Annotated in this window: 15 protein-coding genes; 7 read left to right on the plus strand and 8 right to left on the minus strand. The window is 57.8% G+C overall.

The genetic code is table 11. The annotated features are described in order from the left end of the window. Positions 1-28 precede the first annotated feature (28 nt). Positions 29-988: a glycosyltransferase gene (locus U5K34_RS05590; RefSeq protein WP_416224053.1), complete on the minus strand. Its 960-nt coding sequence runs from the start codon at positions 986-988 to the stop codon at positions 29-31. Between the two features lie 215 nt (positions 989-1,203). After that, positions 1,204-3,516 (minus strand): hypothetical protein, encoded by a 2,313-nt coding sequence (locus tag U5K34_RS05595; RefSeq protein ID WP_322567490.1) that lies wholly within the window; start codon positions 3,514-3,516, stop codon positions 1,204-1,206. A gap of 199 nt (positions 3,517-3,715) precedes the next feature. Between U5K34_RS05595 and U5K34_RS05600 the strand changes: the two genes are divergently transcribed. The 3 genes from U5K34_RS05600 (at position 3,716) to U5K34_RS05610 (ending at position 8,065) form a co-directional block, all read left to right on the plus strand. Further along, the gene (locus U5K34_RS05600; RefSeq protein ID WP_322567491.1) at positions 3,716-4,483 is read left to right on the plus strand and encodes a serine protease; all 768 of its coding nucleotides are present in this window, start codon (positions 3,716-3,718) and stop codon (positions 4,481-4,483) included. Between the two features lie 194 nt (positions 4,484-4,677). Beyond that, entirely contained in the window at positions 4,678-6,117 is a 1,440-nt protein-coding gene (locus tag U5K34_RS05605) for a VanZ family protein (protein WP_322567492.1), read from the plus strand. Then, positions 6,083-8,065, plus strand: a complete 1,983-nt coding sequence (locus U5K34_RS05610) for a hypothetical protein (protein ID WP_322567493.1) — start codon at positions 6,083-6,085, stop codon at positions 8,063-8,065. Before U5K34_RS05605 ends, U5K34_RS05610 begins: the two co-directional genes overlap by 35 nt. On the opposite strand, the gene U5K34_RS05615 is transcribed toward U5K34_RS05610, so the two are convergent. Further along, positions 8,003-8,209, minus strand: coding sequence for a hypothetical protein (locus U5K34_RS05615; RefSeq protein ID WP_322567494.1), 207 nt, complete (start codon positions 8,207-8,209; stop codon positions 8,003-8,005). The two genes, U5K34_RS05610 and U5K34_RS05615, sit on opposite strands and share 63 nt — an antisense overlap. A 587-nt stretch (positions 8,210-8,796) precedes the next feature. On the opposite strand from U5K34_RS05615, the gene prsT reads away from it, so the two are divergent. Further along, positions 8,797-11,607, plus strand: coding sequence for an XrtA/PEP-CTERM system TPR-repeat protein PrsT (prsT, locus tag U5K34_RS05620; protein ID WP_322567495.1), 2,811 nt, complete (start codon positions 8,797-8,799; stop codon positions 11,605-11,607). 36 nt (positions 11,608-11,643) lie between these two features. Here prsT and U5K34_RS05625 read toward each other — a convergent pair whose 3' ends face one another. The 5 genes from U5K34_RS05625 to galE form a co-directional block, all read right to left on the minus strand. Further along, positions 11,644-12,744 (minus strand): nucleotidyltransferase family protein, encoded by a 1,101-nt coding sequence (locus U5K34_RS05625; RefSeq protein ID WP_322567496.1) that lies wholly within the window; start codon positions 12,742-12,744, stop codon positions 11,644-11,646. Then, complete coding sequence (locus U5K34_RS05630; RefSeq protein ID WP_322567497.1) at positions 12,741-13,646, minus strand: HprK-related kinase A; 906 nt, start codon at positions 13,644-13,646, stop codon at positions 12,741-12,743. The genes U5K34_RS05625 and U5K34_RS05630 overlap by 4 nt, the downstream gene beginning before the upstream one ends. Next, complete coding sequence (locus U5K34_RS05635) at positions 13,643-13,885, minus strand: hypothetical protein (protein WP_322567498.1); 243 nt, start codon at positions 13,883-13,885, stop codon at positions 13,643-13,645. The genes U5K34_RS05630 and U5K34_RS05635 overlap by 4 nt, the downstream gene beginning before the upstream one ends. Positions 13,886-13,894: 9 nt before the next feature. After that, the gene (locus U5K34_RS05640; RefSeq protein WP_322567499.1) at positions 13,895-14,530 is read right to left on the minus strand and encodes a hypothetical protein; all 636 of its coding nucleotides are present in this window, start codon (positions 14,528-14,530) and stop codon (positions 13,895-13,897) included. A gap of 233 nt (positions 14,531-14,763) precedes the next feature. Beyond that, positions 14,764-15,759: a UDP-glucose 4-epimerase GalE gene (gene galE / locus U5K34_RS05645; RefSeq protein WP_322567500.1), complete on the minus strand. Its 996-nt coding sequence runs from the start codon at positions 15,757-15,759 to the stop codon at positions 14,764-14,766. A gap of 527 nt (positions 15,760-16,286) precedes the next feature. Between galE and U5K34_RS05650 the strand changes: the two genes are divergently transcribed. The 3 genes from U5K34_RS05650 (at position 16,287) to prsR (ending at position 21,582) form a co-directional block, all read left to right on the plus strand. After that, positions 16,287-17,876 (plus strand): TIGR03013 family XrtA/PEP-CTERM system glycosyltransferase, encoded by a 1,590-nt coding sequence (locus tag U5K34_RS05650; RefSeq protein WP_322567501.1) that lies wholly within the window; start codon positions 16,287-16,289, stop codon positions 17,874-17,876. A gap of 272 nt (positions 17,877-18,148) precedes the next feature. Further along, positions 18,149-20,221 (plus strand): XrtA/PEP-CTERM system histidine kinase PrsK, encoded by a 2,073-nt coding sequence (prsK, locus tag U5K34_RS05655; RefSeq protein WP_322567502.1) that lies wholly within the window; start codon positions 18,149-18,151, stop codon positions 20,219-20,221. Then, positions 20,221-21,582, plus strand: coding sequence for a PEP-CTERM-box response regulator transcription factor (prsR, locus tag U5K34_RS05660; RefSeq protein WP_322567503.1), 1,362 nt, complete (start codon positions 20,221-20,223; stop codon positions 21,580-21,582). The genes prsK and prsR overlap by 1 nt, the downstream gene beginning before the upstream one ends. The last annotated feature ends 12 nt before the right edge of the window (positions 21,583-21,594 follow it).

Below are 21,594 nucleotides of genomic sequence, written 5' to 3' on the forward strand. Positions count from 1 at the left end.
TTTAAAGCGAAACCTTGAGAGAAAAGTGTTATTGCTGGTTTGTAGCGGGCAAGCCCTGGCCAGAGGGTTTGACGATGGATTTGACCAGACTCATCATCAGATAACGCCAAGCTGCAAGATAGCCCGGACGATAACCGAGACACTGGCGAAAGGCCTGAACGGCCAGTCGGGGACTGCCCTCCCAGTAATGGTGGTAGCCGAAGCTGAAGCATGTACCGGCCAGCCGGCGTTGCATGTCCGCTTTTGTGGTCACTTCGCCGGTTGGGCCTTCAAGCCCCCAGCGGCTGAGCGCATTTTCGACGACGACTTTTTCATAGTTTACGTGCGGCCATTTTTTAACACAACCTTCTCCGTGAAGCCGATAGAGCGCGAGGATCTGGTCGAGCTGGTGGATCTCGGTGATTCGGGATGCGCGTAGCCAGTAATCATAATCCTGGCCACGTTTCAGGGTTATGTCAAAACGCCCCACTTTATCGATAAGATCACGCCGGGCGATGACGGTAATGGTGTGCAGCAGAGAGGTAAACAGCAGGCGGTTATATAACCAGCCGGAACCGTCTTCGACAAGGCCGGCTTGATCGTCTGTGCAGGGGACTTTCGGGGCGGAGAATTCGCCATCGGACTGCGGTTTCCAGACCTGCCAGCGACCGTAACTCATGCCGATCTCCGGGTGTTGCTCCATATACCTCACTTGCGCGGTGAGTTTACCGGGCAACCAGATGTCATCGGAATCGAGGAAGGCCACATAGTCACCCCGGGCTGCGTCTAGACCGGCGTTGCGCGCGACGGCCGAACCCTGATTCTTTTGGGTCAGGAGGGTCACGGCGGGTTCATAACGGCGGATGATATCCACGGTGCCATCCGTTGAGCCGTCGTCGATGATAATCAGTTCCTTGTTGGGATAATCCTGACTGAGGACGCTGTTAATGGCCTCACCAATATACTGCGCGGTGTTATAGGCGGGCATGATCACCGAAACCCGTGGCATGCCGGCGGTCGCCGATGGTTCGGTCTGTGTAGAGCCGACTTTTGCCGGGGGTGGTGCGTCCATTAGTCAATATTTCCGGGTGAGCTGATTTACCGGATTGTAAAGCATTGTGGATTCAGGGGCACGGTCATCCATGCCGGAACCTGTTCAGAACATCGTGGCACGGAGACGGGGGTAGTCGCGTTTTCGGATTGGTCAAATCCGGACAGTGTGCTTCAGTGCGTGGCCGGCAGGCGTTGCAGAACGATCCCGCGCCGCAGATCCGACCAGATCAGCACATCGGTGCCGGGCAGCGGGGTAACGCGATGCCAGTTCTCATAGTGGTGCAACGGCCGGTCTGCCCCGGTCAGGCCCACCCAGTCGTGGATCAGTTCCCAGTCTTTTCCACGAATAGGGTCGCCCACGTACATCTTTAGGTCCGTTTGATCCCCGCGATGTTCCGGCCCTACTGTCATGATGTAATCACCTGTAACCGGGTCGAACGTGATCCGTTCTTTTTTAGCGGAGTAGGGTAGGCCGCTGGGCCCATGACGGCGGAACTCCCCCTCGCTGTTAATGGTGGCCATACACTGCGGCCCGAGAGGGTGCGGGTTGCTCCAGTTGGCTGAGCCCCCATATATCAGGACTTCACGTCGCACAGGGTTGTAAAGGGTGGTGCCACCATAGCCGGATGACTGGGTACGACCTGGCGAGGCTGTTTCATCCGGATGGTTGTCGGGTCGTGTCCACTGGTCATCCCCAGGGCCCCATATCCACACATGCCCCTGTTCGTGGGCCTCGATGCCCACGTCCTCGTTTGGCCCTCTGCCGAAGATGTAGAACACGAACTTGCCTATATCGGGGTGCCAGATCGTGGAGTAGTCACCTACAGCGTGGCCACTATAGTCCATCGGTAGCGGTGGAGCGCCCACATCCTCCCACTGGGCAGGGTTCTTATACGGGGCTCGGGTCAGACGGCCGATACGGTCACCGGGAGCGAAATACATATACCCGTCGCCACCGTCCATCAGGCGGTTATAGGGGCGCCGGCCACCAATCCCCGCCTCCGGGGGCGCCATGATTCCGGTCCAGCGCAGATCAGGTTCAAGCCAGGTGATCGATCGGGTGTATTTGCTGCGCATGAGGACATTGAACAGGCGGCCGGTCTGTGGATCGAACAGGGTCCGGTCCGTCCAGCCGACGCCGAAGGTCCCAGCACTGTCGTCATCGGGATGCCAACTAGTGTGATTCATCCGGGACATGCTCCCGACGCCCGGTGGGAAAGTTGTCTCTACCGGCCTGAACTCGCCTGGCTGCATGGTCGCTGTAATCGCATAGAACGGATGCTCGCCAGACAGCTCCGGGGTCGGTTCTGGATCTGGGATCGGCCCTGGATCTGGGGTTGGTTCTGGCTCGGAGGTCGGTTCTTCGTTCCCCGAGAAGATGCTCTTGTGCCTGTAAAGCCGAGTGCCGTACCGGGTCATCCACATGATCACGCCATACTCATCCAGCGGAATCATTACGTGCCCGCAATAATTGCCAGGCCACTCTATCGTTGTTTCTTGTGCGAAATCTACCGCAACACGCCACTCATCCAGCGAAGGGCTGTACTCCCACAAAACGCCCTTTGTGCTGGCGCCCCTATCATCGAGCAGGAGGTAGTTTCCAGTGGTCGGGTCGTAAAAGATCCTTGCCTTTGATATATTGGTTACGACTTCGCTCGGGGCGTCATTCTTCGCAACGACATTTCCCTGTGCATCTACAAGGGTGACCATCTGCCTGGTGGTGCTATAGGTCCCTCCTATCCATAACAATTCATTGCGAACCCGGTTGTAAGTCATCAGGGACTGATAGCTGTTTTGGCCTGGACGTGTGCCCAGCAGAATTTGATCAGAAAAATCGTCCGGGTTAATGCCATAGACATTGCCGTCTTCATCCGCCATGACGATGCGGTCCAGCGCCTCATGGACCTCCTTGGGTGAATTGCCACCACCAGGGAATACATGATTAACTCGGGTCCACGCCTGCGGGCCTTCGTAGCCTTTACGGGTGTCCGCGCCTATGTCGTACACCCAGGCCGTATCATTCTTGATCCGGTAATACCGATCCCGCTTTTCATCCAGCGCCATCTGGGAATAGGGGTGGTGGTCATTGGAATCACGGACCCCGGTCTTGGAGTTGTGGACCCAACGATTTTCCCCGGCCAGGTAAGAGACGAAGACAATATCGTCATCGTCCGGGTCGCGCTGCTGCGCGCTCTGGGTCCGGTCACCCAGAAAGAACGCCTGCCCACGCCCTCGATGCCAGTGGCCCTGCTCACCCCACTGATCCGGGCAATCCGAGGTGAAGGTATGGCGCAGAAAGTCGTGATAGGTCTCGAATGCGTCAGGCAAGTTGGCGTTCAGCTTACGGAACTCGCCCGGCGCCAATTTGGCGGCCAGACGGGCTAACGCCGTATCTGACAATGTCGCACTGGCTGCCGGAGGGCTTGCGATTATGAGCGCGTTCAATATAAAAAAAGATAATATATGGCGAAATAGCATTGTCATGGCAGTCCCTGAAGGAGTCGTGTCGCCTGAAGGCATCTTTGAGACGACGATGCGAGCGTGGGAGCCAACTGGATGCCGGCACTTTCTCCGCTATGATCTGGGCTATGAATTCCATAAAGTATAGCGTCCGATAGGCGGCTTGTATTGCGGCGGGTCGGGTAGTCGTAGGTTGGGGCATTATCACAACGGGGAGCTGGATATGAAGACTGAATCACTAAAACGCTCGATCAGTGCGGGGATTATCGTCTTGTGGCTCGCGCCGGCGTGGGGTGCCGAGCTGCCGGATGTCATTGAGCGCATCAAGCCCTCGGTGGTGGGGGTGGGAACCTATCAGGAAACCCGCCAGCCCCGGGCGAACCTCAAGGGTACGGGATTTGCGGTGGGCGACGGCCGCTATGTCGTGAGCAACGAACATGTGCTGCCGACAGAGCTGGATTCGGAAAATCGCGAGGTACTGGCGGTGTTTTTGCCGGGAACGCGGCCCCGGGTCCGTCAGGCGCGTGCGGTGGCGTCGGATCCCGCCCGGGATCTGGTCTTGTTGCGCATCGAGGGGGAGGCCCTGCCGGCGCTGGAGCTGGGTGACTCTGCGGAAATTCGCGAGGGCCAGCGGGTGGCATTTACCGGTTTTCCCATCGGTGCAGCACTGGGACTGATTCCGGCGACGCACCGGGGCATTATCTCGGCGATTGCGCCGGTTGTCTTGCCCACCCGCAGCGGGCGAGAGCTGAATCCCGCTCTGATTCGGCGCATGCGCGATCCTTACACGGTTTTTCAACTGGATGCGACAGCTTATCCCGGTAACAGCGGCAGCCCGTTGTTCGACATCAATAGCGGGGAGGTGATCGGGATTTTGAACATGGTGTACGTCAAGGAGGGACGCGAAAGCGCGCTGGATCGCCCCAGCGGGATCAGTTATGCCATTCCGGCCAACTACGTGCGCGAATTGCTAAAAAGGCATGAAGAATAATCTGCCTGACGATACTGTGGGCTTCCTGAATATGTCATCCCGACGACAGCCTGGGTGTCGAAAAGGCGCGATTCAGGGGCGCACTGTTTAAACGCCTGACAATGGAGTGTTTATGCGATCGGCCTCCCCGCATTCCCGTTATGCTCAACAGCATGTGATTGATGTCTTTACCCGGCGGTGAATCGGAAAGCAACGTGAGCACAAGCTCACTGTCTCCCCGCCACTGGCGGATAATCGCCCTCGGTTATCTGGTGGTGGTGGTGTATCTCACCCTGTTGCCTTTCGAGTTTGACCCGGGGCTGACTTTTGCCGAGGCCTGGAGTCAATACAGTCGTATCCAGTTTGAGTCCGCCAGCAGCTCGGCACGCCAGCAATGGGTGGCCAATGTATTGATGTTTCTTCCGCTGGGGTTTTTCTTGGCGGCATGGTGGGGATATCGCTGGCAGCATGGCGGGTCACGCGGGCTTGGGGTGGTGCTGGTGGCCGGGCTGTGTCTCGGGGTGACGGCCACGGTCGAATTTTTTCAGCTCTGGTTACCGAACAGGGCGGCGTCACTGACGGACATGAGTGCCAATGCCACAGGCGGCCTTGTCGGTGGCCTGCTCTGGCTGGTCAGCCGCCTGTCTGTGTTGCGCAACACGGTTCGACATTTCATACAGCGGCGCAGCGGACTCAACACCTGGCTGGTGGTGTATCTGTTTGCCTATGTTTTTGTCAGCCTGTTACCGCTGGATTTCATGCTTGCGGCCCAGGAATGGCTGAGCAAACTGCGCTCCGATCAATGGGGCTGGCTGACCGCGCCAGCGGGCTGCTGGCAGGGCTTGCGTTGCCTCGCCCTGCGCGGGCTGGAGATTGGCCTTGCACTGCCATTGGGATTATGGGTCGCCTGCCGTTTCAAGAGGGAACCATGGCGACGTTTGTTGTTCGCCATGGGGGCCGGCTTTGTGCTTGGGCTGGTGGTGGAGACCGGACAACTTGTGACTGTCTCCGGCATCGCCGAGGGGGCCTCGGTGTGGCTGCGTGCGCTGGGTGCGGCACTGGGGGCCGGTGTGTGGCTGTACCGGGATCGGTTTGCCGTGCACCACGGGTTGTTACACCTGCGTGCGCTGCTGTTGCTTGTTCTGCCGGTGTATCTGCTGTTGGTGGGCAGTCTCGTGCTGATTGAGGCCAGGGGACTCGCCTCCCCGGAGGCGATCGTTACACAGCTCGATTCCTTGCGTTGGCTGCCGTTTTATTATCATTACTTCGTGCCCGAGGCCACGGCAATCCAGAGTGTGGTCCTGCATCTTGGCATGTACAGCGTCATCGGTCTGGGTGGCTGGTTGTGGGACTGGCGCACGCGTGGGGGGCCGCAGGCGCGGCGCAGTGTCCGGTTTGTCGGTATCGCCGCCGTCGTGGCATTGTTGCTCGAGGCGAGCAAATTGTTGCTGGAGGGTTTACGCCCGGACACCGCCGCGCCGCTGTTGGCCGGCCTGTCGGCCGGGGGGGTGTATCTGGCTTTATGGTGGTGGCTCATCCCCGGGGCCAGTTCACGTTCTCTTGCCATCGGAGTGAACAACGCTTCGCAACCCGGACCCACGGCTGAACAGGATACCAGATTTGAAAGCTGGCAGGCTGCAACAGGCAGAATCTGAAACCCCGCTATCGTCACAGACACGTTGGCTTTGGTTAATCCCCGTTGCGCTGGTCTGTCTGCTGGCACTGTCCTGGCCAGTGGCCGGTGGCTGGCTGGCGCTCGGGCTCATCGTCTGTAGCGTCTGGTTGTGGTATCGACCCGATGGCTGGGCGTTGCTGATTCCTGCGTTGTTGCCTGTACTGTTTCTGGCGCCCTGGTCAGGCCGCTACTTCTTCGATGAGTTCGATTTGCTGTTGGCGGTGACGGTGCTGGTTCTGATGAGTCACCCATCTCGCGCGGAACATCGCACCGTACTGCCGGGCCGGTTTGCCGGGTTTATCGGACTGTTCGGCTTCTCAGCGACTCTGAGTCTGGTCTTGTCTCTGTGGCCTTTGCCACCACTGAACGTGAATACCTTTATTGATTACATGAGTCCGTGGAATGGCCTGCGCGCGATCAAGGGGTTTGTCTGGGCTGTCATTCTCTATTACGTATTACCCCGTTCGGGAATGCCGGTCAGCGAATTGCTCCGGCGACGCTTTGTGCCCGGCATGGTGCTGGGTCTGGCGGGGCTGGTGCTGGTGCTGCTCTGGGAGCGGGCCACCTATCCCGGCCTGTTCAATTTTCAGAGCACTTATCGGGTGACCGGTCTGTTTGCCGATATGCACGTGGGGGGCCCGAGTATCGAAACTTACCTGCTGATGGGGTTGCCGTTTGTGCTTGTCTGGGCCTGGACCCGGCGCCGTGTCGGGATCTGGCTGCTGGCATTCGGGTTGTTCGGCGCCGGCGTGTACGGATTGATCATGACCTATTCGCGCGCCGGTTACCTGGGGTTTGCGGCGATCGCTCTGGTGTTGACCGTCGGGATGCTGATTCGCGCGTCGCGGGCACGGGGCAACGCGCGCTGGTTATGGGGGCTGGGGGTTACGTTGCCGCTACTGCTGGTCGCCGGACTGTGGACACAGATGGGCGGCGGTTTTGCCGAACAGCGTCTGAAGCAGGTGGATCGGGATCTGGAAGTTCGCCAGGACCTCTGGCGCCAGGGTCTCGCCCTGCGTGAGTCGGGGATTGTGGCGCGTCTGCTGGGTCACGGTCCGGGCAGTTTTCCCGGCATGTTCCAGACGCATAATCCCGAGGGACGCGTGCCGGTGAATCTGGCGTTTCTGGAATCCGGGCAGGGGGAAGGTTTCCTGCGTCTGGGCAAGGGAGACTCGCTCTATCTCAATCAGCGGGTCAGTCTGGCGCGACACACCGATTACCGGTTGCTGATCCAGGCGCGCGCTCAGGGCAACGCGCGTCTGGGGCTATTCGTGTGCGAAAAGCACATCAAACATTCGTTCCAGTGTCAGCGGACTGTCTTGCCGGTGGACAGCGGCGGAATGTCGTGGCAGTCGTTGCAGTGGCAATTCAATACGGGTGAGCTGGGTCTTGGACCATGGTTTGCGCGTCGTGGCACGGTCTTGTCGATCGCCAATCTGGGCGATAATAGTCTGGTGGATATTCGCTCGCTGGCGCTGCGCGATGCCAGAGGACGTGACCTGTTGCGTAATGGCGACTTCTCCCGGGGCGCGGATCACTGGTATTTCACCTCCGATGCGCTGGATACCTACCGCCTGGAAAACCAGTGGCTGGAAGTGCTGTTCGATCAGGGCTGGCTGGGCCTGCTCGCCTTTGTGCTGTTGACCGTATACGCCTGGTTTTATCTTGCCGCGCGAGCGTTAAACAATAATCTGCTGGCCCTGGGGGCGCTGGCGTCTATCACGGGCGTGCTGGTCGTGGGGCTGTTCAGCACGGTCTTCTGGTCGCCACGGCTGTCGATGTTGTTTTACCTGATCCTGTTGCTGTTTCTTGCCAGGTCTGCCGCTGCAACGACACCACGCCCAAACATGTTTGGGCGTGAGGCGTCATCCGGCACGGGATCCCTGGCGCAGCAGAATCTCCAGCCGGGCAAGACAGGCCAGAAGTAGCAGTAACATCCCGCCGAGCAGGAGCGTTTTCAGCTCAAAGCCGAGCAGATAATACTGTCCGCTCAGGCGAGCGATCAGTGGCGCGATACAGATCAGTATGCCGGCGATGGCGAACAGATCTCCGAGGCGTTTAATAAGCTCCATGGTACGTAGTCTCCTGTGATGGTATCGATACAAGGGTCACTAACCAGTATGGCGGCAGCGTGTCGGGATACTTTACGAGATTAGCACGAGGAGAGACTCTTCGCTGTCTGGTGTGTCGGGTGATTTGACACTGGCACCAGTGAGCGGTGTTTACGGGGAGGAAAAAATGTTTAACATTTTGATTGATAACAGATTGCTCCGTTGGCATGAAACGTGCGCTGCAATTATTCAAGGCCTGATCCCCTGTCACGCAGCAAGTCGGTCGGGTGAAAACAATTAAATATCCCGAACAGGTGAGTTTTTATCGATGGGCCACACTCACTGACAAAGTCTAATCGGGACAGGGCCGCTATAAAAACCAGTGCGTGCAACACCACAGAATCGGATCAGGCAGTGGCCTGTTTGTTGTCAGGCGGTCAGCGGGTATCGCGGTTCGTTCTGATTTTCAGCAGGGTTTGGTGTAATGTTCCCGTTCGGTGCAACACAATGAGGCCGGAATATTTTGCGTTGGGGTTTGTGGCACAAGCCAGGGAAGATAAACTGACCGATGCTTGAGCCGTGATGGATGATTTGCGAGGTATGAATCAATGAGCACGATAATTGTTGGCACGGTTGGCGGCAGGCCGAACAGGATTGCTGCACTGGCGCTACCCTTGCTGGCGGCCCTCCTGCTGGTGTCAGGGTGCGGCCAGACAGATTTTTCGGCTTCCGAGCGGCTGCAGCGCGCGGCAGCATTCCAGGCCGAAGGCGATCTGCGCGCCAGCATCATCGAACTGAAAAACCTGCTGCAAAACGAGCCGCAGCATACCGAAGGTCGCTGGCGATTGGGGTTGGCTTACCTTGAACTGGGGGATGGCGCGGCGGCATTGTCCGCGCTGGAGCGCGGTTTGGCCCTGGGCTGGGAGAGCCCGGACGCGCCCTTGCAACTGGCCCGGGCACGACTGCTGGAGCGGGAATTTGACGCGGTGCTGGAGCAGCTGCAAACCTGGCAGCTCACGGGTGACGAGCGACTCACCGAAGCCCATGTGCTGCGGGCGCAGGCCTATATGGGGCAGAACAACGCCGGAGAGGCAGAGCGGGAATTGCGCGCGGCCTTGAAGGTTACGCCGGCGCATGCGCCGGCTCTGACCGGGCTGGCCCGGATCAACCTGTTTCATGAACGACTGGACGAGGCGCAAGATCGCCTGGAGACGGCGCTGGATCACCAGCCCGATTATGCCGATGCCTGGGATCTTCTCGGGGAGATTCACCGTGCACAGGGTCGACTGGAAGAGGCCGAAGCGGCATTCACCCGCCTGGTGGAGGTGGCTGATGCACCTTATACAGGCTATTACAAGCGTGCACTGACCCGCATTATCCGCGAGGACTGGCAAGGTGCCGGGAAAGACCACCAGCGACTGCAGGAGCTGGGACAAACCCTGTTTGCCACGGTCTATGTCGAAGGACTTTTACACTTTTACAGGCAGGACTACCCGGCGACGAGCCAGGCCATGGAACGGGTATTACGGGGTAATGAGCAGCATTTGCCGGCGCTGTTTTTCGCCGGCGCCAGTCACTTTGCGCAGGGTAACTGGAGTCAGGCGGAAAGTTATCTGGAACGCTATCTGCGAAGACAACCGAACGCGCCCATGGCCAATTATCTGCTGGCCGCGGTGCAAATGCGCGGTGGTGAGCTGGAGGATGCGCAGGACATACTCGAGCGCGTGCTTGGCAGTAACCCGGAGGATGTTGCCGCACTGGACATGATGGCGGGCATTCGTGCCGCGCGCGGTGATGACGCGGCCAGCCTGGAGCTGTTGCGTCAGCGGGTGTCCCTGGAGCCGACATCTCCCCGTGCGCGGGTGCGTCTGGCGAAGGCCTTGCTGGAGAGCGGTGAGACGCGCACCGGCATGGACGAGCTGGAGGCGGCACGACAATTGGCGCCCGGGGATGCCGGTATCAATCTGACGCTGATTGCCCAATTGCTGGAACAGCGGGAGTTTGAGCGTGCCCTCGAAGAGGCCTCCGCGCTGGCAGAAAAACACCCGGAGCTGGTACAGATTCACAATCTCAAAGGGGCGGCACTGCTGGGACTGGAACGGGTGGAGGACGCACAGGCCGCCTTTCAGCAGAGTCTGGAGCTGGATCCCGGTAACCCTGCCGCGACACGTAGCCTTGCCATCATTGCCTTTCGGCAGAGCGGTCCGGAGCAGGCCCGTGCGATTTTCGAACAATCCCTGACCCGGCGGCCGGATGACCTGAGTTTGCTGATGGAGCTGGCCAATTTCGAAGACCAGCAAGGTAATTCACAGACAGCCATAAAATTACTGGAACAGGCGCTGGCGGCGCACCCACAGGCGCTGGAGCCGCGGCTGGTTATGGCGCGCAAGTATCTGAGATCAAAGGAGCCACGTCGGGCAGTTTCACTGCTGGGCGAGATCAGAGAGCGGTATTCGTCGAATCGGGACTATCTGCAGTTGTTGGCTGAAGCGCAGATATCGGCGAACCAGCCGGAAGCCGCGATCAATACGCTGAATGAGCTGGTAGCCATCGCCCCTGACAGTGCGGAGGGGTATTTCCGGCTTGGCGTAGCGCAATGGCGGGCGGGCCGGGAGCGTAAGTCGCTGGAATCGTTGAGCAACGCTGTCGCCATTGACCCGAACCATGGTCCGGCTCTGCTGGAACTTGCGGGTGTGCAGCGAGGGGTCGGGGAGGACGATAACGCTCTGGCCTCTGCGCGGCGGGCCCAGGACCTGGAAGGTTATCAGGCCAGGGGTTATTTGCTGGAGGGCGATATCCTGCGGGACCGCGAACAGCTGAAGCAGGCACGGGAGGCGTATGTCCAGGCTTACCGGCTTGAACCGTCTACGCTGGCGGCGGTAAAACGCTTTGAAATCACAACGCAAATGGGAGACCGGCATGCTGCCCGGCAGCAGCTGGCCGCGCATATTGCTGACCATCCTGATGATGTCCAGAGCCGCGGTGTGTTGGGGACTTCCTACCTCCAGACGGATGACTATGCAGAGGCGTTGCCCCATTACGAAATTCTGGTGGAGCAATTTCCCGATAATCCGGTTCTGCTGAATAATCTGGCGTTTCTCTATCAGCGCCTGGATGACGCGCGAGCGCTGGAGATGGCGCGCAAGGCGCATCAGTTGCGTCCGGATGAGCCCCGGATCAAGGATACGCTCGGTGTTGCCATGCTGGAGCATGGCGATCCTGCCGAGGGTCTGGTCTTGATTGAAGCTGCGCGCGAGAGTCTGCCCGACGAACCTGCTATTGCCTATCATCATGCTCTGGCGTTATCGCGTAACGAGCGTCCTGCCGAGGCGATTGCAGTATTGAAGGACCTGTTGGAAAAAGACGTTGAATTTGGCGAAAAGGCAGAGGCGCAGCGATTACTCGAGCAGCTGCGGTAACACCACGGTGAATCGAGCGATGTTTATCGTCTGGAGTTAAGTTTGCTCATCTCTTGCCAGGCGTTTTTTCCATCCCTTGCGGACCAGGTGAGGGATGAGCAGGTGCGCGGGCATGCGTAAAAAGTGCCCGCGCACATAAAGCAGCCAGCGGGCAAAACCGTCACCCAACAGTTTTGTGCTCGGGTGCATGGGTCGCAGTGCACGGCCAAGCGCCCAGTGCATCATGCTGGCTACCGGTGCCGGTGGTTTATCGTTCAGTGCAGCATACAGCTCGTCAGGAATCGGCGTATCGAACAGGCGACGGGTATACGTCAAGGCGTAGTACAGCGGGCGGGTCAGACCATGGTGCAGGGCATGTTCCCGCAAGCTGTCCCAGAAACCGGTTTTGCCGGCAAAGTGGCGTAGCAGTGCATCCAGATCCACCAGATCCCGCAAGCCATGATCAAATTCCCCGTCCCAGAACAGATGGGTGGCGCTGTGCAGAACCATATCTTCAGGCGAGAGTACATAAACGCCCGGGTATTGTGCGACCGGGACCGCGTCGGCCAGTAAACGCGCAGCGTCGGGATGCGCCCGGGCGGTATCCGGCAGGATGTTGTGATGTACATCGATCACGCTGCCGCGCACGGGATGGCGCAGCGGTGGTAACTCATGCATCCATTGCCGGTAATAACGCTGGTCATACGCATCCAGATGCGGGTCGCCGGTCCAGCCATAGGCTTTAAGCACGCTTTCGGTATTATCCAGCTGCGCCCGGGGGACCAGGATATCGATGTCACTGAACAAACGGCCCTGACCGGCGGGGAGATCGGCGACCAGATAGGCGGCCCCCTTGAGCAGTAACACCGGTGTCTCGTTTGTCGCCAGTGCTTTTTGTATGCGGGTCAATTCCCAATGCACTGCCCGCCTCTGGCGCGCGGCGACCACCAGTGCAGCACGCAGATGACCTCGCGGAGAAGGAGGTAACTCATCGAGCAGCCCCTGTGATCGGGCCAGGTATGCCAGGCGCGCCAGCAGATGGGACTGGCGTCCCTGAGGCAGCAGATCATTCCATTGCCCGGGCGTGAGTTGTGCGAGCAAACCGGGGTCATGCAGCGCCTGGAGAATCAGCGGGCGTGTCGTCAACCGGCTGTTCATGAGGACAACTGGTGGAAAATATCCACCGCCTCTTCGAGCTGGCTGTAACGAAAATGGTGACAGATACAATTTTCGACTCGATCCGCCAGTTGAATAAATCCCTCCTCGCCGAGCAGACTGTAATTGACGGTATTTTCGGCCAACTGCATGAAGGCATCGCCGCGCGTAAGCGGTTCCAGGCAGGTTGTTGCGTCCGGTGAGTACTGTGGAAAGATGATATGGCTTGCCGTGGCGGTCTCATCCATGCGTGCCACGCTTTCGTCGGGTGGACGGAGGTGGCTGACCGTGCCTTTACTGGTGTCATGGGCCAGGGGACCGAAGACTGCCGAAGGATGGAATCGACGAATGACGTCAATGGAGTCGTTTTTCAGACTGACCGGTCGTGCCAGGGGAACCAGTTGACCATTCCGGGACGGATCGATCAGTGTCAGTTCGTCCGACAGCAAGCGCCAGCCGCGACAGGCAAGCGCGGCAGCGAGTGTGCTTTTGCCGGAGCCGGGAGGTGCCGCGAGAATCACGGCCTGGCCGTTTCGTTCCAGCACCGCGGCGTGGATGATCAGGTACTGGTGGGCATGGGCGTAGACACAGTAGTTCAGGCCCCACTCCAGCATGGCAAAGGCCTGATCCCCCGGCAGGGGTTTGAAAGGAGCGTGATCGTCGATCAGAAAATGGGCCTGGGAGCGAATGAGACGGCGCCATAACGGTGTGCGGACCTGCACATCAAAATCGATATAGCCGTTTTCGTCTCCCAGCGGGAAGCGATCGTAAAGGGTATGCAGGCCGATGGCGACCGGCTCAAGATTGCTGTGTATGCGAAAGTGAAACGGGCCGGTACGCAGGATGATGCCCTGATGGCGAAGGCGCGATGTCAGATCAGAATACGACAGTGTCTGGAGATTCAAAAGCCAACCTGTTCAATCAGCCCCAGGCCGTGCAGTTGATCGACCAGAGCATGGCTATCGGTATCAATATCAACCGCTTCGCCATGCTCAATGGCGTGCAGCAACGTCGCCGCCGGGCCGCACAGCAGGTGGGTGTTGCCGCGCGCTGGATCGTAGACAAGGATATCGTTATCCCAGTGACGCAAACGGAGTCCGGGAGTCAGGCGAAAAGGGTTGTCAACAGGCTCCACATCAGCCATGGGACAGTGCTAGCCGTGACAACCCCGGATATTGAGCATTTCAAAATCGTACTTGAGGGCCTCGGGATCCTCGTAATACCGGGTATTGTACATGTGGATGATCTCGTCCGGTGTGTAACCAAAGATTTCCGAACCCCAGTAGGCAGCGTTGAGCACCGCGGCTACCGCGTGTGCGCCCAATTGATAAGGGTCCTCGCCTCCACCCAACTGCATGACCTGCATCATGGTCTTGTTGTGGCCTGCGGGGTGGGCCATGCCGAAGACATGTTTAAATTTGGTGCCATCGTCGCCGTAGTTCTGGCAGCCACTGGCGCCTTTGCCTTTCTTGTTATTACCACCGTCGACACAGGTACCCGCTTCGTAGGGTGCCGGCCACATATCCGGATGCTGTTTCCAGTAACCGGGCGTACAGCCGCGACAGTCATCAGTCCGCCCCGGGTGTGACAGATTGTCCGAGGCCATCACCGATATCGTGCAGACGCCGCCCCAGGCCGGGCGACTGGCCAGGGTAAAAATGACCGGGGTGGCCGCCGCGCCACGGATTAGCCGACGGCGGCCAGCATCATGTTGGCTGTCGTCAGGCGTGGGCTGTGTGACGTCCTCTTTGACTTTGTCGTCCCTGCTATCGTTAGGTGTCTCGTTCATTTGGGGCAACGCTCCGTTGAGACGGTGTTTGTTGTTGGTACATTGTATTGCGTTATACCGGCGATCGTGATGCAGAGAATCGATTGCCGTTACTCGGGCAGTTATATCCCGCCATTATTGGATGCATTTTCTGTGCCTGAACAATAAGTGTACATCAAAATCAGTCATTTGTATTGTTTCTCGCGGCGCGTTACGGGCACCTGGAGCTATAAGGTGTAAATATTCTCGACACATCAGCCAACCTTGCCGGCCAGCAGAGCCCGTTCCCACTCCAGCGAGGTTGAGACAATGGTATCAAGATCGTTCAGCGTTGGCTGCCAGTCAAGGACTTCGCGAATGGCGTCGCTGATCGCAACCAGTTGTGCCGGGTCCCCGCTGCGTCTTGGAGCTTCACGGACAGGCAGCGGCTTGCCGCTGGCACGCTCTATTGCAGCGATCACCTCGCGTACACTGAAGCCCTGGCCATAACCGACATTCAATGTCTGCGACGTGCCCCCGCGACGCAGATACTCCAGCGCTCTGACATGCGCGGCCGCCAGATCCGTGACATGGATGTAATCACGTACACCTGTGCCGTCCGGGGTGGGGTAATCAGTGCCGTAAATTGTCAGCTCCGGGCGTTTGCCCAATGCCACTTCGCACGCCACCTTGATCAACAAGGTGGCTTTGCGAGTGCACTGACCAATCCGACCACGGGGATCCGAGCCAGCCACATTGAAATAGCGCAATGCGACATAGCGCAGGTCGGAGGCGGCAGAGAGATCCCGCAGCATCCATTCACTCACCAGTTTTGATGTGCCATAAGGATTGATCGGGGTGGTAGGGCTGGTTTCCCGTGCCAGGCCATTGTCGGGCATACCATAAACCGCGGCTGTGGACGAAAAAACAAAATGCTTTACACCGGCCCGTTGACAACTCTCAAGCAGGTTGCGGGTCGCACAGGTATTGTTTTGATAATAACCGAGGGGATCGGTAACGGATTCGGGTACGATGGTGTGCGCGGCAAAATGCATGACGGTATCGATGTGATAATCCCTGAGCACCCGGTCAACCAGTTCACTGTCGCCGGTATTACCCTCGATAAACTCGCTCTGCAATACCGCTTCGCGAAACCCGGTGGACAGGTTGTCCAGTACGACGACCTGTTCGCCGGCTTCAGACAGCATCAGGGCAACATGGCTGCCGATATAACCGGCACCGCCGGTGACTAGAATGGCATTATTAGACATATAGATACGATGTTTTTGAGTTTGCCATCTGTCGAGAGTGAATACAGTTATGGCTTGAACATTATTGTGTCGACTTTGTTACAGACCCGGTCGTCCTGTTGTTGGCAGTGCGTTGTTGACAAGACCGCAGGGTTTATCCCGTAACCATGATTGCATGTTACGACCGGGACACAGTGGCTGCAACAACAAGAAAAACCCGCAGCGCGGGTTGGTTGGCGGAGCGAATCAGCCTTCAAAGGTATTAGGGTTTTCCCTGATCCTTACTTACGTTACCACCGGTGATGATACATGGCAGCAAGTAGTCAACCTCCCCCGAAATTTAACAATCTGAGTTAATAAGATCGGCTACGGGCCTGATCTTGCAGGGTTATTAAAAATAGTTGCCGCTAGCCGAGATTCACCTCGAATGTCAAGCTTGCGTATGCTATCTTGCAAAACCCGTCACAGGAATTGATGGTCTGCGGGCGTGTCCCCCCCTCCGCTGTACAACAAGGCAACATCAACAATAGATATTCGGTGAGAAGATCATGAGTGATTCGCTAATGAATGAGCGTGTCGCGGCTCAAAAATCTGCCAACGCCGCCGCGAGTCGGAAAGCGTATTCGGACGCTGGAGCATCGCAAGAAGCGGTTCAACTGGGTTTGGGATTTGGTGGTACTGCCGCGCTGCGCCTGGCGGCAAATGACAACCGGCGCAAAGGGCGCTTGCGCCATAGTCATATCCAGCTGCTGGGACGCGATGTCCCCGCTTCCCTGCTGCTCCTTGCTATCGCAGAAGTGGTGGTTTTTGTCCTGGCATTTTATTTCGCGGTTCAGTTGCGTTTTCCGGAAGGCCCGGCCTCGGCAGGCGGCTTCTTTGAAGGCATTACCATCAAGATGGTGCTGTTTGTTGCGGTCAATATTTTCGCGATGTTGAGTGTCGGGCTGTATCGCCGGGGCTATATCGGCTCGCTGGCGGATATGATGTTGCGCGTGACGGGAGCCCTGGTGATCGGTGCGGGAATGCTCGCTGCCCTGTTCTATGTTTTTCCCTCGCTGTTCTTTGGCCGTGGCGTACTGGTGCTGGCGGCCCTGCTCGCGTTTGCCGGACTCGTTACGCTTCGCCTGTTCGCCGGGCGCTTGCTGGGGCTGAACGCTCTCAAGCGCCGCGTCCTTGTGCTGGGTGCGGGCAATAAAGCCAGCCTGTTCAAGTCGTTGTGTCAACGCGATGAGAAACCGAACTTCGAATTGGTGAATTTTGCCGTGCTGGGTGGGCAGGGTAACTCTGTCATGGAGCCAGCGGAGATTATCCGGCTCGATAGTCCGCTGGACGAATATGCGCGCGCGAATCATATCGACGATATCGTTATTGCACTGGATGATCATCGCGGTGGCCTGCCGGTTGAGGAGTTGATTGCCTGCAAAATGACCGGCATTGACGTGCTTGAAACCTCGGATTTTTTCGAGCGCGAGTGCGGTTTTCTCAAACTGGACTCATTGCGCCCCAGCGCAATGATTTTCAGTCGCGGATTCCGGCAGTCACTGTACCGGGATGTTGCCAAACGAGCTGTTGATATCACGGTCAGTTTTTCGATGTTGCTTCTGGCCTGGCCGCTCATGTTGATAACGGCGATGGGCATTTTCCTGGAAAGTCGCGGGCATGGTTCGATACTGTTCCGCCAGCAACGGGTAGGGCAGAACGGAATTCCATTTACGCTGCTGAAATTTCGAAGCATGGTCATGAATGCCGAAGGCGACGGGGTGGCACGCTGGGCGCAAAAGCATGATCCCCGTGTTACCCGTTTTGGCAGTTTTATCCGCAAGACACGGCTGGATGAACTGCCGCAGCTATTCAACGTGCTGCGTGGTGATATGAGTTTTGTCGGGCCGCGTCCCGAGCGCCCCGAGTTTGTGAGCGAGCTGGCCGGTAAATTACCCTATTATAATGATCGGCACTGGGTAAAACCGGGGCTGACCGGCTGGGCACAGATTAACTACCCCTACGGCGCATCTGAAAAGGATGCCTTCGAGAAGCTCCAGTACGATCTATACTATGTCAAAAATCAGGGTGTCGCGCTGGATCTGATGATTATCGCCCAGACGGTGGAAGTTGTTCTCTGGGGTCGGGGCGCCAGATAACCACGGTTGCTATGCCGGGACGGGGCAAATCACCATGGAGGTGATTATTTCCTGCTTCGTTTTGTTCTGTTCAGCAAATATATTTGGCGATAGCGATGTCGAGCGATTCGACTGACAGTGTGCCGGCGGGTAAGGCAAAACACTTCCTGCCGTAGCGCGCCGGGTAGTCCGAATCTCGATAGACACGGGGCAGCAAGTCAGCGTACGCTGTCTGTCATCACGTCATCAAGCTCTCTTATCTGCGGTCGTTTGCATTGATAGAATCAGGCAGTTTGTCTATTGGAGTGGTCGGCTATGGAATTGCTGTTCTGGCATTCCTGGCATTGACCGCGGTACTGGCGATCGGCTGGCGCGGGGGCGCCCAGGGCTCGGCCCTGCTGGCCGCTGCCCTGGCATCTCTGATCTGGGCCGCAGTGATCGCCTGGAGCACTTCTACGGGCGAGATCTGGCCCGGCACCATATTGTTGACCGATCTGTTTCGGGATCTGGTGTGGCTGATTTTTTTATGGCTCGTGCTTTGGATGGGCCATCTGAGCGCTGGATCGCGGCATGTTCGCGGCTTGCGTCTTCTCGGACTGGCGTTGTTGCTCGTCGCTGTTGCGCAAATTGTGTTGTTGGTTTTCCTGCCGTTTTCCCATGCGTTGCAATGGGTTCTTGCCAGCAAGGTAATCTTGATAATCGGTGCCCTGGTGCTGGTTGAGCAACTGTACCGAAATACGGCCAAGGACATGCGCTGGGGCATCAAATATCTATGCCTTGGGGTCGGTGCATTATTTGTCTACGATTTTGTGCTGTTCACCGATGCGCTGTTGTTTCTGGGGATCAGTCAACCGCTCTGGGATGCCCGTGGTTATGTAAATGCGATAGTCGTTCCCCTGATCGCGGTATCCGCAGCACGCAATCCTCAATGGTCGCTCGATGTTTATGTTTCCCGTGGCGTGGTCTTGCATGGCTCCGCGCTGGTGATGGCCGGTGGTTACCTGTTGTTGATGGCGGCAGCCGGATTTTACTTGCGTCGTTTCGGGGGTGACTGGGGCCAGGTTCTGCAGACGATCTTTCTGTTTGCGGCGGGTCTTCTTCTGGTCGCATTACTGGTTTCCGGCAAGTTACGCGCTTCTTTCAAGGTCTTTTTAAGCAAGCACTTTTTTAATTATCGATATGACTATCGTGAAGAGTGGTTGCGCTTTATCCATACACTTGCCAGTTCCGGCGAGGCGCTGCCGGAACGGGTTATTCGCGCCATGACCGGCATTGTCGAAAGCCCCGGGGGGCAACTCTGGCTGTTTGATGGCGGCCGCCACTATCTTGCCGACGGGCGCTTAAACTGGCCGGAGCGTGATTATTCACCCGAGCCGGCTGACGGCTCCCTGGCCACTTATCTACATGCTACCCGCTGGGTCATCGATCTGGATGAATACCGGAGTAAGCCCGAGAATTACAATGGCCTGGTGTTGCCTGACTGGGCACAGGAGGAATCCAGGTTATGGTTGATTGTCCCGCTAATGCATGAGGAGTCGTTGCTGGGCTTTTTGTTGCTGGCACATTCGCGGGCAGGACAGAGCATCAACTGGGAGGATCGGGACTTGCTCAAAACAGCCGGTCGGCAGGCCGCCAGCCACCTGGCCCAGATGCAAGCTTTACAGGCGTTGGCTGAAGCACGACAGTTCGAGGCGTTTAACAGACTTTCAGCCTACGTCATTCATGATCTGAAAAATCTGGTTGCGCAGCTTTCGTTGGTCGTCAGTAATGCGCGACGTCACAGTGATAATCCGGCTTTTCTCAAAGATGCTATTGGCACGGTGGAAAATGCCGTCGAGCGCATGAACCGACTGATGCAGCAATTGCGGGGCGGAGCCCGGGTGGCCGGTGCAAAACCGCTGGATCTCGTTGAGTTGACGCATGAAGCAGTTCAAACAGCCTCCGGTAAAAAGCCTGTGCCGCAGTTTGAAGCGCCGGATGAACCAATTCAGGTTCGCGCGGATCGGGACCGGCTGCAGTCGGTCTTGCATCATCTGATTCAAAATGCGCAGGAAGCAACACCCGGATCAGGGAAGGTATCACTTGCCCTGTGGCGTGCCGGCGAGCAGGCCTGTCTCGAGGTATCGGATACCGGCAGCGGGATGGATGCGGCGTTTATTCGTGAACGCCTGTTCCGGCCGTTTGATTCCACCAAGGGATTGACGGGGATGGGCATTGGTGTATATGAAAGTCGCGAGTTTCTGCGCGCCCTGGGAGGGGAACTGGAGGTACGCAGTACACCCGGCAAGGGCAGTATTTTTCGTCTGTTGCTGCCATTATATACGGGTGATACGACGGCCGATGATTTACAGGGGGACATGGCCTGATGGCGAAAAAGTCGCAGTTACCGGCGCTATTGTTGGTCGAGGATGATCCGGGACTGCTGAGTCAGTTGCGGTGGTGTTTTGACGACTTCGAGGTTTACACGGCTTCCGATCGGGATGGAGCTATTGCCCAGTTGCGACGCGCCGAGCCGGCAGTGGTGTCCCTGGATCTGGGGCTGCCCCCGGATCCGGGGGGCGCCAGTGAAGGACTGGCAACGCTGGAGCAGATTCTTGCCCTTGCGCCCCAAACCAAGGTGGTAGTGGTGACCGGCAACAATGATCGGGACAATGCGGTGCAAGCCGTGGCACTTGGCGCGTACGATTTTTATCAGAAGCCGGTCGATGCCGAGTTGCTCAAGTTGATCGTGGAGCGGGCGTATCGGATCTACGAGCTGGAAGAAGAAAACCGCCGGTTGCAACAAGGCCAGGACAGTTCCCCCCTGCCCGGCCTGATCGCCGGGAGTCCGGAGATGCTGAAAATCTGCCGGACCGTGGAAAAAGTGGCCCCCTCCAGTGTCACGACCCTGTTGCTGGGTGAAAGCGGGACCGGCAAGGAAGTGATTGCCCGTGCCATACACAGCCGAAGCGAACGTTGCGATGCCCCTTTCGTGGCGATCAATTGTGCGGCCATCCCCGAAAACCTGCTTGAGTCGGAATTGTTTGGTCACGAGAAAGGCGCCTTCACCGGGGCGACCCGACAGAATCGCGGCAAGATCGAATATGCCGACGGCGGTACCCTGTTTCTGGATGAAGTCGGGGATCTGGCACTGCCGCTACAGGCCAAGCTGTTGCGCTTTTTGCAGGAGCGGGTGATCGAGCGTGTCGGCGGTCGCGAGGATATTCCCGTGGATGTGCGGGTGATCTGCGCGACCCACCAGGATTTGCCGGCACTGATTGCGGAAAACGCTTTTCGTGAGGATTTGTTCTATCGTATCAGTGAAATGACCATCACCATTCCGCCTTTGCGGGAGCGCAGCGATGATGCCCATCTTCTCGCCCGGGTATTTCTGGAACGCTTTGCGCGTGAGCAGGGTCGGGCGGTGAAAGGTTTTACGCCCGAGGCGCTCAAAGCCATCAAGGCGCATAACTGGCCCGGTAATGTCCGCGAACTGGAAAACCGTATAAAACGTGCGGTGGTCATGGCGGATGGCTCCCAGGTGACCAGCGAGGATCTGGAGCTATCCGATAGTGGTGAGGATCCGCTCATGCTCAATTTGCGTCAGGTGCGTGACGAGGCGGAAAGCCGGGCGTTACGACACACCCTGCAGATCGTGGACGGCAATATTTCGCAGGCGGCGGAACTGCTGGGTGTGAGTCGACCGACACTCTATGACTTGCTTAAAAAGCATGGTTTGAATCGTTAATCGCCCTGGAGG

Source organism: Thiohalophilus sp. (assembly GCF_034521165.1).
Classification (GTDB): domain Bacteria; phylum Pseudomonadota; class Gammaproteobacteria; order UBA6429; family Thiohalophilaceae; genus Thiohalophilus.

Bases quoted from the DNA above. Each gene is read 5' to 3' on its own strand.
- U5K34_RS05590 (WP_416224053.1), bottom strand. From the start codon at position 988: ATGCCACGGGTTTCGGTGATCATGCCCGCCTATAACACCGCGCAGTAT.
- U5K34_RS05595 (WP_322567490.1), bottom strand. From the start codon at position 3,516: ATGACAATGCTATTTCGCCATATATTATCTTTTTTTATATTGAACGCG.
- U5K34_RS05600 (WP_322567491.1), top strand. From the start codon at position 3,716: ATGAAGACTGAATCACTAAAACGCTCGATCAGTGCGGGGATTATCGTC.
- U5K34_RS05615 (WP_322567494.1), bottom strand. From the start codon at position 8,209: ATGGAGCTTATTAAACGCCTCGGAGATCTGTTCGCCATCGCCGGCATA.
- prsT (WP_322567495.1), top strand. From the start codon at position 8,797: ATGAGCACGATAATTGTTGGCACGGTTGGCGGCAGGCCGAACAGGATT.
- U5K34_RS05625 (WP_322567496.1), bottom strand. From the start codon at position 12,744: ATGAACAGCCGGTTGACGACACGCCCGCTGATTCTCCAGGCGCTGCAT.
- U5K34_RS05635 (WP_322567498.1), bottom strand. From the start codon at position 13,885: ATGGCTGATGTGGAGCCTGTTGACAACCCTTTTCGCCTGACTCCCGGA.
- U5K34_RS05640 (WP_322567499.1), bottom strand. From the start codon at position 14,530: ATGAACGAGACACCTAACGATAGCAGGGACGACAAAGTCAAAGAGGAC.
- galE (WP_322567500.1), bottom strand. From the start codon at position 15,759: ATGTCTAATAATGCCATTCTAGTCACCGGCGGTGCCGGTTATATCGGC.
- U5K34_RS05650 (WP_322567501.1), top strand. From the start codon at position 16,287: ATGAGTGATTCGCTAATGAATGAGCGTGTCGCGGCTCAAAAATCTGCC.
- prsR (WP_322567503.1), top strand. From the start codon at position 20,221: ATGGCGAAAAAGTCGCAGTTACCGGCGCTATTGTTGGTCGAGGATGAT.